General features: G+C 64.3%; 11 protein-coding genes. 8 read left to right on the top strand and 3 right to left on the bottom strand.

Annotated elements, in window-relative coordinates; translation table 11 throughout:
- Window positions 1–116 precede the first annotated feature (116 nt).
- From HDG33_RS17705 to HDG33_RS17670, 8 genes are all read left to right on the top strand, one after another.
- Window positions 117–1658 (top strand): CoA-acylating methylmalonate-semialdehyde dehydrogenase, encoded by a 1542-nt coding sequence (locus HDG33_RS17705; protein ID WP_184031446.1) that lies wholly within the window; start codon window positions 117–119, stop codon window positions 1656–1658.
- 32 nt (window positions 1659–1690) lie between these two features.
- Complete coding sequence (mmsB, locus tag HDG33_RS17700) at window positions 1691–2608, top strand: 3-hydroxyisobutyrate dehydrogenase (RefSeq protein WP_184031442.1); 918 nt, start codon at window positions 1691–1693, stop codon at window positions 2606–2608.
- The gene (locus HDG33_RS17695) at window positions 2605–3405 is read left to right on the top strand and encodes an enoyl-CoA hydratase (RefSeq protein ID WP_184031439.1); all 801 of its coding nucleotides are present in this window, start codon (window positions 2605–2607) and stop codon (window positions 3403–3405) included. Before mmsB ends, HDG33_RS17695 begins: the two co-directional genes overlap by 4 nt.
- Window positions 3402–4565: an enoyl-CoA hydratase/isomerase family protein gene (locus HDG33_RS17690; RefSeq protein WP_184031438.1), complete on the top strand. Its 1164-nt coding sequence runs from the start codon at window positions 3402–3404 to the stop codon at window positions 4563–4565. The genes HDG33_RS17695 and HDG33_RS17690 overlap by 4 nt, the downstream gene beginning before the upstream one ends.
- A 300-nt stretch (window positions 4566–4865) precedes the next feature.
- Window positions 4866–6509, top strand: coding sequence for a hypothetical protein (locus HDG33_RS17685; protein ID WP_184031437.1), 1644 nt, complete (start codon window positions 4866–4868; stop codon window positions 6507–6509).
- Window positions 6509–7786, top strand: coding sequence for a hypothetical protein (locus HDG33_RS17680; RefSeq protein ID WP_221311444.1), 1278 nt, complete (start codon window positions 6509–6511; stop codon window positions 7784–7786). The genes HDG33_RS17685 and HDG33_RS17680 overlap by 1 nt, the downstream gene beginning before the upstream one ends.
- A gap of 179 nt (window positions 7787–7965) precedes the next feature.
- Window positions 7966–8148: a CsbD family protein gene (locus HDG33_RS17675; protein ID WP_018425391.1), complete on the top strand. Its 183-nt coding sequence runs from the start codon at window positions 7966–7968 to the stop codon at window positions 8146–8148.
- Window positions 8149–8401: 253 nt separating this feature from the next.
- The gene (locus tag HDG33_RS17670; RefSeq protein WP_184031433.1) at window positions 8402–9496 is read left to right on the top strand and encodes an AI-2E family transporter; all 1095 of its coding nucleotides are present in this window, start codon (window positions 8402–8404) and stop codon (window positions 9494–9496) included.
- A 48-nt stretch (window positions 9497–9544) separates the two neighbouring features.
- Here the strand turns inward: HDG33_RS17670 and HDG33_RS17665 are convergent, their stop codons facing one another.
- The 3 genes from HDG33_RS17665 to HDG33_RS17655 form a co-directional block, all read right to left on the bottom strand.
- Window positions 9545–10828: an MFS transporter gene (locus HDG33_RS17665; protein ID WP_184031431.1), complete on the bottom strand. Its 1284-nt coding sequence runs from the start codon at window positions 10826–10828 to the stop codon at window positions 9545–9547.
- A gap of 66 nt (window positions 10829–10894) precedes the next feature.
- Entirely contained in the window at window positions 10895–11731 is an 837-nt protein-coding gene (locus HDG33_RS17660; protein WP_184031429.1) for a siderophore-interacting protein, read from the bottom strand.
- 64 nt (window positions 11732–11795) lie between these two features.
- Entirely contained in the window at window positions 11796–12635 is an 840-nt protein-coding gene (locus tag HDG33_RS17655) for a PadR family transcriptional regulator (RefSeq protein ID WP_184031427.1), read from the bottom strand.
- Between the last annotated feature and the right edge of the window lie 1060 nt (window positions 12636–13695).

Here is a 13695-nt window from a genome sequence, read left to right as displayed (position 1 = left end):
TGTCTTTATTCCTCGCCATTGCTGGTTTGCCGCCCCGGTTTGAATCGCACGTATTGAATTCGAGCTTCGGATTCGACGCGTCGGGGCACTGTTTTCTAAATCACAGGAGTTTCAGCATGAGCACCCTTGCTTCGAACGAGACCGGCCGCGACGTTGCCGGCGCCGTGGCCACCGTCAAACTGCTGATCAACGGCGAGTTCGTCGAATCGAAGACGACTGAGTGGCGCGACATCGTGAACCCGGCCACGCAGGCGGTCCTCGCGCGCGTGCCGTTCGCGACCGTCGCGGAAGTCGACGCGGCGGTGCATAGCGCGCATGCCGCGTTCAAAACGTGGAAGGACACGCCGATCGGCGCGCGCATGCGCATCATGCTGAAGTACCAGGCGCTGATTCGCGAGCATATGCCGCGCATCGCGAAGACGCTGTCGGCCGAGCAGGGCAAGACGATTCCCGACGCCGAGGGCGACATCTTCCGCGGTCTGGAAGTCGTCGAGCACGCGTGTTCGATCGGCACATTGCAGCAGGGGGAGTTCGCCGAGAACGTCGCGGGTGGTGTGGACACTTACACGCTGCGCCAGCCGCTCGGCGTATGCGTCGGCATCACGCCGTTCAATTTCCCCGCGATGATCCCGCTGTGGATGTTCCCGATGGCGCTCGTGTGCGGCAATACCTTCGTGCTGAAGCCGTCCGAGCAGGACCCGCTGTCGACGATGCAGCTCGTCGAACTGGCGCTCGAAGCCGGCGTGCCGAAGGGCGTGCTGAACGTCGTGCACGGCGGCAAGGAAGTCGTCGATGCGCTGTGCACGCATGAACTGGTGAAGGCGATTTCGTTCGTCGGCTCGACGGCGGTCGGCACGCACGTGTATCGCCTCGGCAGCGAACACGGCAAGCGAGTGCAGTCGATGATGGGCGCGAAGAACCACGCGGTCGTGCTGCCCGACGCGAATCGCGAACAGACCCTCAACGCGCTCGCCGGCGCCGCGTTCGGCGCGGCCGGTCAGCGCTGCATGGCGAGTTCGGTGGCGGTGCTGGTCGGTGCCGCGCGCGAGTGGCTGCCCGAGCTCGTCGCGAAGGCGAAGACGCTGAAGGTCAACGCGGGTCACGAGCCGGGCACCGATGTCGGGCCGGTCGTGTCGCGCGCCGCGAAGCAGCGCATTCTCGGTCTGATCGACGCTGGCGTGAAAGAGGGCGCGACGCTCGCGCTCGACGGCCGCGATGTGAACGTGCACGGCTACGAGCAGGGCAACTTCATCGGCCCGACGGTGTTCACCGACGTGACGGCCGACATGGAAATCTACCGCACCGAAATCTTCGGGCCGGTGCTCGTGGCGGTGAACGTCGCGACGCTCGACGATGCTATCGCGCTCGTCAACGCCAACCCGTTCGGCAACGGCGTCGGCCTCTTCACGCAAAGCGGCGCGGCGGCGCGCAAGTTCCAGAGCGAGATCGATATCGGCCAGGTCGGCATCAACATTCCTATTCCGGTGCCAGTGCCGTTTTTCAGCTTCACCGGTTCGCGCGGCTCGAAGCTTGGCGATCTCGGTCCCTACGGCAAGCAGGTCGTGCAGTTTTACACGCAGACCAAGACGGTCACCGCGCGCTGGTTCGACGACGACACCGTCAACGATGGCGTCAACACGACGATCCGCCTGCGTTGAAGGCACTGAGGGCACACCCGGGAGACGACATCATGAAAATAGGCTTTATCGGACTCGGCAATATGGGCGCGCCGATGGCGCTGAACCTGCTGAAGGCGGGCCACGCGCTCAACGTGTTCGACCTCAGCGCGGAAGCTGTGCGCACGCTCGTCGACGCAGGCGCGCAGCCGGCCCGCTCACCGCAAGCCGCCGCGAGCGACGTCGAATGCGTGATCACGATGCTGCCCGCCGCGGCTCACGTGCGCAGCGTGCTCGTCGCGGACGACGGCATCCTCGCCGGCATCGCGCCGGGCGTGCCGATCATCGATTCGAGCACGATCGATCCCGCCAGCGTGAAAGCGTTTGCCGAACTCGCCGCGGCTCATGGCAACAACTTCGTCGATGCACCGGTCTCGGGCGGCACGGGCGGCGCGGCGGCGGGCACGCTGACCTTCATGGTCGGCGGCAGTGCGAGCGCGTACGAGCAGGTCAAGCCAGTGCTGTCGGCGATGGGAAAAAACATCGTGCATTGCGGCGACACCGGCACGGGCCAGGTCGCGAAGATCTGCAACAACCTCGTGCTCGGCATCTCGATGGCGGGCGTCGCCGAGGCGATGTCGCTCGGCGAGGCGCTCGGTATCGACACGAAGGTGCTCGGTAGCATCATCAATACGTCGACCGGGCGCTGCTGGAGTTCGGACACGTATAACCCGATGCCGGGCGTGATCGAGACTGCGCCGTCGTCGCGCGGCTATACCGGCGGCTTCGGCACCGACCTGATGCTGAAAGATCTCGGCCTCGCCACCGATGCCGCGCGCGGCGTGCGTCAACCGGTCTATCTCGGCGCGCTCGCGCAGCAGCTTTATCAAACGATGAGCGCGAACGGCGCGGGGCGCCTGGACTTTTCGGCGGTGATCAAGCTGTATCGCTCGCGTGAGCGCGGCGGTAACGGCCAGGGAGGCACGCAATGATCGACCTCGATTACGCACATGACGGCGCCGTTGCTTTGATCATGTTGAAACGGCCGCCCGCGAACGCTTTCACGCCTGACGGTCTGCTGCAATTGCAACGCACCGTCGAGCAGTTGAACGCCGATGCGCGCGTGCGCGCGCTCGTGATCACCGGCGACGGTCCGAAGTTTTTCAGCGCGGGCGCCGATCTGAACACGTTCGCGGACGGCAATCGCGAAGTCGCGCGCACCGCGGCCGCGCGTTTCGGCGCGGCCTTCGAGTCGCTGCAGAACGCGCGGCCCGTCGTCATCGCGGCGCTCAACGGCTTTGCGATGGGCGGCGGTCTCGAATGCACGCTCGCGTGCGATATCCGCATCGCCGAGCAGCATGCGGTGCTGGCGCTCCCCGAGACGGCGGTCGGTCTGCTGCCATGCGGCTGCGGCACGCAGACGCTGCCGTGGCTCGTCGGCGAAGGCTGGGCCAAGCGGATGATTCTGACCGGCGAGCGCGTCGATGCGGCGACCGCGCTCAGCATCGGTCTCGTCGAAGAAGTGGTGGAGCGCGGCGCCGCGCGTGAAGCCGCATTGAACATGGCGCAGCGCGTCACCGGTTTGAGCCCGCAGGCGGTCAGCTTCAGCAAGGAGCTGATCCATCAGGCGCGGCATGGCGTGCCGCGCGCCGCCGCGCTCGCGCTAGAACGCGAGCGCTTCGTCGATCTGTTTGATGGCGCCGATCAGCGCGAGGGCGTCAACGCGTTCCTCGAAAAACGCGCGCCGCGCTGGCAGACGAGCCGTGCAGCGCGGGAGACGCAGCGATGAGCACTTTGCACGGCTTTGCGGTCGAAATGCGCGCCGCGACGAACACGCAAGCCGAACCCGACGTGCTGTTTCGCGTTGTCAACCGCGTGGCGATCATCACGCTGAACCGGCCTGCCGCGCTCAACGCGCTGTCGCACGCGATGGTGCGCGAACTCGCGGTGCTGGTCGAGCATTGCCGCACCGATGCCGGGATCGTCGCGCTGGTGCTGAAGGGCGCTGGCGACAAGGGCTTTTGCGCGGGTGGCGACGTGCGCGAGGTACATCGGCTCGCGACGCAGGGCGACCCACGCTGGCTCGCGTTCTTCGTCGACGAATACCGGCTCGATTACGCGTTGCACACGTTTCCGAAGCCGGTGGTCGCGCTGCTCGACGGCATCGCGATGGGCGGCGGCATGGGCCTCGGCCAGGCGGCGCGGCTGCGCATTGTGACCGAATGCAGCCGCATCGCGATGCCGGAGACTCGCATCGGCTTCGTGCCCGACGTCGGCGCGAGCCGCTTTCTAAGCGTGATGCCGGCCGAGCTTGCGCTGTATGTCGGGCTGACCGGCGCGACGCTAGCGGGCGCCGACGCGATGCGCCTGCAACTGGCCGACCTGTGCGTGCCGGCCGACTGGCTCGCGAGCTTCGAAGAACGTTTGCAGCGCATGTCGCACGACGGCGAGCGCATCGACGCGCTGCGCGCCGTGTTCGAGCCGCCGTGCAATATCGTGCCGCACGCGCCGCTCGGCGCGCTGACGCAACTGATCCTGCGCCACTTCGACCGGCGTTCGGGCGTCGAGCGCATCGTCGCGACACTGCGTCAGGATCTCGAACGCGAACCGCCGCGCGAGGTGCGGCAATGGCTGCAAGCGACCTACGACGCACTGACCGCCCATTCGCCGACGATGCTGCACGTGACGCGCGAAGCGCTGCTGCGCGGCCGGCAGATGGCGCTTGCCGATTGCTTCCGGATGGAGCTCGGCATCGTGAAGCGCTCGATCGAGGAAGGCGATTTCCGCGAGGGCGTGCGCGCGCAACTGATCGACAAGGACCGTCGGCCGCGCTGGTCACCGGCGACGCTCGCCGATGTGCAACCCGAGCGCGTGCGGCATTTCCTGAGTTCGCCGTGGCACGGCGACGCGCATCCGCTGGCGGCGCTGGGCGCGGAGCATGGCGACTGACTTGCGCGGCGTATCGCATGCCGCGCGGGGCGCGCGGCCCGGCGCACCCGCGCCCGCCCTTAGGCTTGCCTGGCATGTCCCGCCCATCAGCCGCCGGTGCCAATTGTGGTGTGGCGTACACAGACTACGCGCGCCGATTGACATCTTTCCGGGCGCAATCTTAGATAGATAGTTCAGCCCCGTCCCGACCGGCAAAGCCTGCTCGCAGCCCTCATCACGGCGCTCGTCCGACCTACGGTGCGTTTATACGTCACCGCTTCCCGCATTCTCGTGCTCTTGATCGATCAGGAGGCAATGCGTATGGAAAAGCCGTCAGATGAGAATCGCCGCTCCAAACCCTTCGGCGACAAACCCGCTTCCCACGTCGAGCAGGGCCCGCATGCAAAAAAGCTCGTCCTCACCGCGCTAGGCGGCATTGCGGTTCTGGTGGGCAGCGGTATCTACTGGGTGGTGACCTTTTCGCATCGCGTGCCGCATGCGGATTGCTTTCCTCCCGGCATCGAGTGCGTTAAAAAGATCGCCGCGGTGATGGAGGAAGTCAGCGACGCGGATCGCGCAACCAGCATGGGCGAGAGCTGGCTGCTTGCGTTGCTGGTCACGGCCTTCACGTTCCTCGTGTTCTATGTCCACATTTGCCGTGGAGAAGAAGAACGGGCGCGGACCATCGCGGAACGCGAGTTCGAGGAGAAGAAGCGTATCGCGGAAGAGGAAGGCGAGGCCGCTCCCGACGTCGACTCCCGCTCGAAGGGTGTAGTCGGCATCCTGCGAAGCTGGTTCGCGTCGCGCTGGTGCATTCCGGTGTTCTGCTACGTCCCCGCGGTATTACTGTTCGGCGGAGAGATATGGGAGGGCTATACCGATGCGGTCGTACTCGCATTGGCGCTCGCCGCCATTTACGTGGCCGCCGAACACTATTCCGCGCTCGAGCAGCAACGCAAGCTCGTCGACGAGCAGGAAGCGGTGCTCGAGACCATCCGCAAGGAGCTCAGCGACAAGGTGGCCAGCATCGATAACGCGATGGGAACCCGCTATGGTCTTCGCGTGATTTACGACGCCTATCGCGACCCGAACCACGACCAGTCCCGCGCAGAGGAGAGGAAGCGCTTGCAGCCGAGCGCGGCGCACCAGGCTCACGGCGGCGCGGCGAACGTTCAGGAGTCGGAAAAAGGCATTTTTTCGATCTATCGTTTCTTCGATATCGACAAGCAATGGTGGGCGCGCGAGTCCTGGGACGGCTATCGCAGCAGCCCCGCGGCAACGCTCTATCGGACCCTGAAGGAAGGCGCGCGCACGAAGATGACGCTGGTGACGCCCCTCGAATATCCCGAGTTCGACGACGGCTCGATGCAGGACAAGGCACTCTTCTTCGGCAAATTCATTGGACTCGTATGGCATTACGTCGTGCTGTGGCACGTACGGCGCGCGCTCGAGGCCGACTCGAAAGACGTCATGTGCGAACACAAGATCCGCATTGCGCAGACTTCGCTGTGGCTGCATGTGGTCGACCGGACCGTCTATCAGATTCTCGGCGACGATCGCGGCAAGGACGTCAAGGTGCGCAACCTGACGCACGACATGGATGAGATCTCGGTATCGCTCGCCCGCTGGGCCAAGCGTGAAATTCAAACGCTGGCGGCGCGTGGCCCGACCGTCGAGGAGTACATCTGCACCTGCCTGACCGATGCCCATCAGGCCATACCCGCAGACGGCGCGGCCACCTTCGGACAGAACGAGGATCACGTACTCGAAAGACTCGGATTCAAGGAATGGGCGAACGAAGGAGACGCGCCATCGGGAATTCGCAAGCGAGTGTTGGCCGCGCGCTGCAAGGGATTGATCCGGGATGCCGTGGCGATCATCGCCACGTCCGAGCCGAGGCAGACGGCGACCATCGACGGCCAATACGATCCGTCGATCGAAGAGATAGCAGCGGAGGTCGAGTGATGACTACTTCCATCGATGCGATGCTGGCCGACCTGGAGATCATCAGCGACCTGGTGATGTCCATCGTGGTGCCGACGAAAAACACGGACCGGTCGAACTTCACGACGCCGATCTCGCTGATCGTCAGACACCATCTGGTCGGCGGGCAGTCGCCGCTTGCCGGTCGCGACGTGCGCGGTCTCGTCGACCGGCTCAAGCACTGCGCCGGCGCGCTGTGCAAGGTCGGATCGGGCAAGAAGCTGCTCGCCGATTCGCAGTTGATGCGGGGCATTCCTGCGGCGCCATATCAGGCGAATCAGTTCTACGTCGAGTTGCTGACGGCGGTGTCGCTCGGTCTTTATTTTCTCGGCGTGCCGATTGGCGAGCCGTGGGACCTGGTGCAGACCTGGGCCGACGAGGAGGGGGGCGGGCTACCGAACGGCATCTGCGTGGCGAAGGCGATCGGCGATATCGTGCGCTCGTCGCGCAAGTGGCATCCCACGCTGCCGGTGGAAGCCGATGCGAACGAGCGCGCCAAACGCAGGGCGTCGACGGATCTGATCGTCCATTCGTTCCTGCCGATGATCCTGTTTCGCGATCTGATCCTGTGGGGCGGCGGACAGCCGGAACCGGAGAATTCCGGGCTGCCGGAACATCCGTCGATCCGCAGTCAGACGGCGACCGGACCCACCGAAGGCGACGAGTCGGATGAACGGTCTTTGCTCGTGCCGTCGATCCATGCGTTGGGCCGCTGTTACGAAGTGTTGCAACTGCAACTTTACCTGAGGGCGGGTTATCCGATTTACTATGCCGTGCCAGAGGCCATTCTGAAGACCGAAATTTTGCGGTCCTGCGCGGCGGGAAAATCCACCGAGGAGTGCTGGGAAGAAATGTGCACGTTCCTGCGTGACAAGATCTTCCGCGGCAAGCTGCCCGACGCCGGCAATCTGCAGAAGCAGTGCGTCTACGTGATCGACCGGACCAAGCCTCCCGCGTGCTTCATCAATCACGATGCGGGGCTGCTGACCTTCGAAGGCATCGATCTCGACGTGGGCAGCCGCGAACTGCCGCTACCGGCGAGTTACATGCTCGATGAACGCAGGGAGCGCTACCGCAAGAGAGTGCTTTCGTTCAAGCCGGCCGATGACGAAGCCGCGCTGCGAAACCTCTTGAATGGCGCAAAGAACAAGGAACTTTTCAAGCATATCTTTCATGGCGCGAAAGATGATCATCCTGATCCGGCTCACGGCAAGGATGCCGCCAACGACGCCGCGAAGGACACCGTCACGGTGAGGTGACGATGCGCGGCGCACTGGGTATCGGGAACGCCGGATGCTAGGAATTTTAAGGTTGCTCCGACGCGGATCGCCTCTGGCGAAGCGATCCGCGCCATAACGAGGCGCGTCGCGCCGTACGTTGGCTGTTTCGTTGCAACGCCAGCAGGCAACTCCACAGTCAAACCTGGCAGGAAGGCACCATGGACAGGAATCGTGTAGAAGGTACAGCGAAGGAGCTCAAGGGCTCGGTCAAGGAAGCGATTGGCAAGGTCACCGGCAATCGCGCGAAACAGGCCGAAGGAGCGGCCGAAAAAATAGCCGGCAGGATACAGGCGAGAATCGGCGAAGAAACCGAAGAGGTACGAGAGCGTGTGAAGAGTTAGCGAGCCGAAACTTCACGTACCCGCAGCTTCATTTATCCCGCCCCCCGGTATCGGGCGCATCAAGTCAGGCACGCAAGCCGTGCAATGACGCACCGCGTGCGTAGCGCCTCGCACGCCGCCGGTGCTCGCCGCGTCGCGCCCTCGCGGCGCGGCGCGGCGTTCGACACACGGAACGTGTAAATTTCTGTTACGGTCCAGAGTCAGCCGGCGCACTCGTCGCGCCGGCGCCGCATCGCCCATTCGAGGACGCTTCATGCTGGGATTCGACGTCGGCGCGGCCAGGAAAGTCTGGACCGCGTCTCTGCTCGCGCTGCTATTTTTCCTCATCTATATCGCGTCGACGACGGTGCTCGTCGTCGTGTTCGCGGTGTTTTTCAGCTATCTGATCTACCCGATGGTGGTGCTGGTCGAACGCGTGAGGCCGCGCCGCATGCCGCGCGTCGTGTCGATCGCGGTCGTGTTCGTCGTCGTGGTCGCGCTGCTCGCGGTGGTTGGCTCACTGTTCGGCGTGGAATTGCAGGATCAGGCGACGCGCCTCTTCACGCAACTGCCCGCGCTGCTGCGCACCGATGTGCCGAACCGTTTTCCGCTGCCGCATTTTCTCGAACCGCTGCGCGAGCGGATCGTCGATTTCGTGCGCAGCCAGATCGAGACCGGCTCGGACAACGCCGTGCCGTTGGCGCGCAGCCTCGGGCTCGGCGTCGTCCACGCGGCGAGCAACCTGATCTACCTGGTGCTGATTCCGATCCTGAGCTTCCTGCTGATCAAGGACGGCGAACGGATGCGCGACGCGTTTCTGGCGTTGCTGAACAGCCGGCATCGCGTGCTGTGGAACGAGATCGTCGACGATCTGAACGTGCTGCTGTCGAAGTACGTGCGCGCGCTGCTGTTTCTGTCGCTCGCCACGCTATTTAGCTACGGCGTCGTGTTTTCGCTGCTCGGCGTGCCGTACGCGTTTCTGCTCGCGGTCAGCGCGGGGATGCTCGAATTCGTGCCGTTCGCGGGGCCGCTTGCCGCGGTCGCGATCACGCTCGTGGTCGCCGTATTCAGCGGCTATCCGCACCTGTTGTGGCTCGTGATTTTTATCGGACTGTACCGGCTGTTCCAGGACTACGTGCTCAATCCGTATCTGATGAGCGAAGGCGTGGAGGTCAGTCCGTTTCTGGTAATCGTCGGACTGCTCGCGGGCGATCAGCTTGGCGGCGTCGCTGGGATTTTTCTCGCGGTGCCCGTCATCGCGACGCTGAAAATCGTGATCGGCCGGGCGCGCGTGTTTTACTCGGCGTCGCACGGGCAGGGCGAGGCCGCGCGGCGCGCGCTGACGGGCAGCACCGACGATGAGGCGTAACGCGCGGCGCGCAGTTGGCGCAGCGACACCGCGCGCCGCCTGGCATCGCTAACCTTCTCCAGCGATGTGAGCTTCGATGCCGGCGCGAGGCATCATCGCGCCAGCGGCGCTGGCCGCCGCCACTTCGCGCGGCACGCCCTTCACGCGCGAGACCCACAGCACCGCCGCGCATGCGACCGCCACCGCCGCCCAGCCGACGGTTCCATACCCGGCGATGCGGCCATCAGCCGACGTGCTCAGCATCAAGCCGCCGAGCCACGCGCCAGTGCCGGTGCCGAGCGCCTGCAGCGCGCTGTTCGCGCTCAGGAACGCACCGCGTCGCGCGGGCTCGGGGACCGTGGTCAGCAGTGCCTGCATCGGCACCATGCGGCCGTTCATCAACACGAGGAAGCACGGGAAGAACAGCACGAGCGCGTAGAACGGCAGGTTCGGCAGATGCGTGATGAACAGCACCGGCACGAACGACAGCAGCGCCGCGCAGCGGAACACGCGCTGCGTGCCGAAGCGGTCGGCGAATCTGCCGACGAGGCGCGACGTGAAGAAGGTCGCCGCGCCGCCGGCCATGTACAGCCACGACAGCTGTCGCGGCGCGACGCCGTGATTGGCGACCAGCATCGGCGCAATGAACGGGATCACCAGCATGTGCGCGATCATCATCATGAACGTCAGCGCGAACGCGTTCAGATGGCTTCGGTTGCTCAGCAGGCGCCACAGCTCGGGCAGTACTTCCGCGAGCGGCGGCTGCCGGCGGCTCAGATGCGCGGCCAGCGACGGCACCTGTTGCGAGGCCGCGAACCACACCAGCAGCGACAACGCGACCAGCAGGAAGAACGGCGCCGCCCAGCCGAACTGCGCGCCGAGCATCACGCCGGCCGGCACGCCGGCGATCGCCGCGAGCGAGAACGCGGTCATGATCGTGCCGGTCGCGGCGCCGCGCCGTTGCAGCGGGATCACGTCGCCGACGATCGCCATGATCACGGAGCCGAGCACGCCGCCGGTGATGCCCGCGAACGCGCGCGCGGCGAGCAGCAGCGCGAAGCTCGACGCGAGCGCGCACGCGAGGTTCGACAGCGCGAACAGCGCGTAAATGGTGAGCAGCAGACGGCGCCGGTCGAAGCGGTCGATATAGGTCGCCGCGAACAGGCCCGACAGCCCCGAGCACCACGAATACGCGGATACGGCCGTCGCGAACGCGGCCGGCGCGATCTGGAATGCGCTCATGATCTGCGGGCCGAGCGGCATCATCACCATGAAGTCCATGATGATGGTGAACTGCGTGAGCGCGAGCAGCCACAACAAACGACGCTCGTGCCGTGCAGTGATTGAGTACATCGGTTGATTTCCTTTTGTCGTTGTTCGAAGTACGCCGCTAATGCCGCGCGCCACGCGAGCAGAAGCTCAGTCGTCGATCGTTTCGTGGACCGCGACCGCGCCCTGTTTCCAGTAGCTGGCCGCGCGAATCCGCGTTTTGTCGACGCCGCGCTCGCCGCATAGATGCTGACGCACCGCGCGGATCGTCGCCGCTTCGCCTGCGGCCCACACGTAGCCTTCGCCGTTCTCCGGCAGCCAGGTCTCGCGCACCGCGTGCAACAGCGCTTCGCCGCGCGTGCCGTTTTGCGTGTCGGCTTCGTTGCGATAGCACCAGACCAGATGCACCTCGGCCTGCGTCGTGAACTCGATGCGCGCCGACGGATCGGCGACCTCGATCACTGCGGCGACGCGCGTGCCGGCCGGCAACTCTTCGAGACGGCGCGCGATCGCGGGCAGCGCGGTGTCGTCGCCGATCAGCAGATGCCAGTCGAAGCCGGTCGGAATCACCAGCGAACCGCGCGGGCCGCCGACGCCCAGATACTGGCCCGCCTGCGCCTGCGCGGCCCACGTCGCCGCGGGGCCCGCGTCGTGCATCGCGAACTCGATGTCGAGCTCGCGGGCGTCGCGATCGAAACGGCGCGGCGTGAAATCGCGCGCGGTCGGCCGCTTGCCTTCCGGGTACACCGGGCCGTCGGGGCCGGCTTGCGGCAGCGTAGGTTTGTCGGCGCCGGGGTCGGGGAAGAAGACCTTGATGTGATCGTCGAACGAGGCTGAGACGAAGTCGTCCAGATCGGCGCCGGTGAAGGTCACGCGAATCAGGTGCGGCGTCAGCGCGCGCACCTGCTTGACCTGCAGCAGACGAAACTTCAACGGATGCCGTACGCGATGCACGGCGAGATCAGGGCGAGTGGGTTGCTCTTGCATGTGGGCGATGCTCCGGTTCGGTTCGGGAGGACGCGCGGGTCGCCTCGTGGACGGGCGCGCGTTGTCAGGCGGTCGGCTCGCTGTCGTTGCCGGGCTTTGCGATGTCGCCACGGTTGCCGCCTTCGATTTCTTTGGCCGCGCGCATCAGGATCGCTGCGATGCGGCGCTGTTCGTCGGCCGGCGCGTTGTCGCGGCGCAGCAGCGCGTTCTTCAGCGTGCGGCGCGCTTCATTCAGCTCGGGCACCCAGCCGCCTTCGCTGACGTCGGCCGGCTCCTCGCCGGCAAACGCGCGGCGCACCGAATCCATCTTGCGTGCGATATGCGAGAGTCGCGCGAGCATCAGCTCGACGCGCTCGCGGTTCGCGGCCAGATATTCGCGGCCCGCATCCGCCAGCTCATAGCGCTTGCGGTTGCCTTCGAGCCGCACGGTGACGTAGCCGAGTTCTTCGAGATAGGTCAGCGCTGGATAGACCATGCCGGGGCTCGGGCTGTAGAAGCCGTTCGAGCGCGTTTCGAGCGCCTTGATCAACTCGTAGCCGTGACTCGGCTGCGCTTCGATCAGCGATAGCAGCAGCAGTTGCAGATCGTCGGAGCTGAATTTGCGGCCACGCGGGAAACCATCGCCGTCGCCGCCGAAGCCGCCGGGGCCGCCACCGTATCTGCCCGGACCGCCGAAACCACCGCCGAAGCGCGAGCCACGGCCGCCGAAGCGCCACTCGTGATGGCGGCCAAAGGCGTGACGCAAAACGTGCAGCAGGTAGTGGTGGCGGGCGCCGGAGGAAGCGCATGCTTCGGAGGCGCCCAGGTCGGCGACTTCGCTCGCCTGCGGCGAGGGAAGGCGGAAACCGAGATGAAAACGGTCGCGCGCGCCGCGCGGACCGGAAAAATGATGTGGATGACGCATCTGGGACTCTCCTATGAGTGTCGTAAGATGCATCTTAAGATATATATCTAAAGATTGTCTGTCAAACTCTTTTTGCGATCTTATGAGCGCACAACGAAGTCTGCGGGATCGCGAAAGGTCGTTCGGTCGCGGACGAAACGCCGCTACGCCTGTGCTACCTGGCGCGCGGCCGGCGACGATGACACGCCGGTTGGGGAACGCCTTCAGCGGCTGGTCGCGCTGCGCAAAATCGGTCTGGTCGGCAAGCCGATTTCCGCCACTGCTCTCGTGTTCTGGATTCCATCGAGCAATCGCAACGGTCGCAAATTACGTATGACATCATATAACATAGTTAACTATTTATCTATATGAATTTGACGTGACGGCACAGAACGCCACTTAATGACAATAAGCTACTCATTATGGGTGCGTGGACAGATTTAAGGTTTTCGCGCGTTCTTATGAAGATCGGAACTTCCCATGTCCATTCATTAATATGACGACGGCCTGTTTGATGTCCGCTTTGTCGGTTTCGGTCAATTGATTGGTCGCCCGCAAAGGTTCTTGAGGGATGTTGCGTAGTATGTACGCCACGTTGCCATTACGAGCTCGCGAGAGACGGGCAGTGGCAGACACCACTGCCTGACGCATTTCGGCAGGCGTGCGCCCTATCCGTTCTTCCGACCAAGGAGGTGGGAATGTGTCGGCCCTATTTTGAAGCAAAGGCCGATTCTCCGAGACCCTGAGTTCACTTCGCGCCTGAAGGCGAGCAAAAGACAGGAATTAACATTATTTGTACAAATGGCTGCGCGAAACGTGCGAATTAAGTTGTCAATATATTTGTCCGCTTTACAATTCACATTTGACGTCGAAAGCGTTTAATTAAACGTCGGCGCTGCGCACGTCGCGTCGCCTTAAGAATTTGCGACGCATCGGAATGTCGTCGTACGTCATACGAGTAGCGTAACGTCGGCGTTGTTATCTCGCGAAATCGCCAATTGCGGCGAAGCCTCCGGGACGATGCGGCGAGGCACCCATACCCGACTTGAAGACGGGATTGGCACCCGAGATTTTGCGCACG

This window comes from Paraburkholderia sp. Cpub6, assembly GCF_014201065.1.
Taxonomy (GTDB): Bacteria; Pseudomonadota; Gammaproteobacteria; order Burkholderiales; family Burkholderiaceae; genus Paraburkholderia; species Paraburkholderia tuberum.
Note: the sequence above shows the minus strand (reverse complement) of the source record. Positions and strands in the feature narration are given on the sequence as shown.

Excerpts from the sequence above, each read along its gene's own strand:
- HDG33_RS17655 (WP_184031427.1), bottom strand. The coding sequence starts at position 12,635 with ATGCGTCATCCACATCATTTTTCCGGTCCGCGCGGCGCGCGCGACCGT.
- HDG33_RS17685 (WP_184031437.1), top strand. The coding sequence starts at position 4,866 with ATGGAAAAGCCGTCAGATGAGAATCGCCGCTCCAAACCCTTCGGCGAC.
- HDG33_RS17660 (WP_184031429.1), bottom strand. The coding sequence starts at position 11,731 with ATGCAAGAGCAACCCACTCGCCCTGATCTCGCCGTGCATCGCGTACGG.
- HDG33_RS17695 (WP_184031439.1), top strand. The coding sequence starts at position 2,605 with ATGATCGACCTCGATTACGCACATGACGGCGCCGTTGCTTTGATCATG.
- mmsB (WP_184031442.1), top strand. The coding sequence starts at position 1,691 with ATGAAAATAGGCTTTATCGGACTCGGCAATATGGGCGCGCCGATGGCG.
- HDG33_RS17690 (WP_184031438.1), top strand. The coding sequence starts at position 3,402 with ATGAGCACTTTGCACGGCTTTGCGGTCGAAATGCGCGCCGCGACGAAC.
- HDG33_RS17665 (WP_184031431.1), bottom strand. The coding sequence starts at position 10,828 with ATGTACTCAATCACTGCACGGCACGAGCGTCGTTTGTTGTGGCTGCTC.
- HDG33_RS17705 (WP_184031446.1), top strand. The coding sequence starts at position 117 with ATGAGCACCCTTGCTTCGAACGAGACCGGCCGCGACGTTGCCGGCGCC.
- HDG33_RS17675 (WP_018425391.1), top strand. The coding sequence starts at position 7,966 with ATGGACAGGAATCGTGTAGAAGGTACAGCGAAGGAGCTCAAGGGCTCG.
- HDG33_RS17670 (WP_184031433.1), top strand. The coding sequence starts at position 8,402 with ATGCTGGGATTCGACGTCGGCGCGGCCAGGAAAGTCTGGACCGCGTCT.
- HDG33_RS17680 (WP_221311444.1), top strand. The coding sequence starts at position 6,509 with ATGACTACTTCCATCGATGCGATGCTGGCCGACCTGGAGATCATCAGC.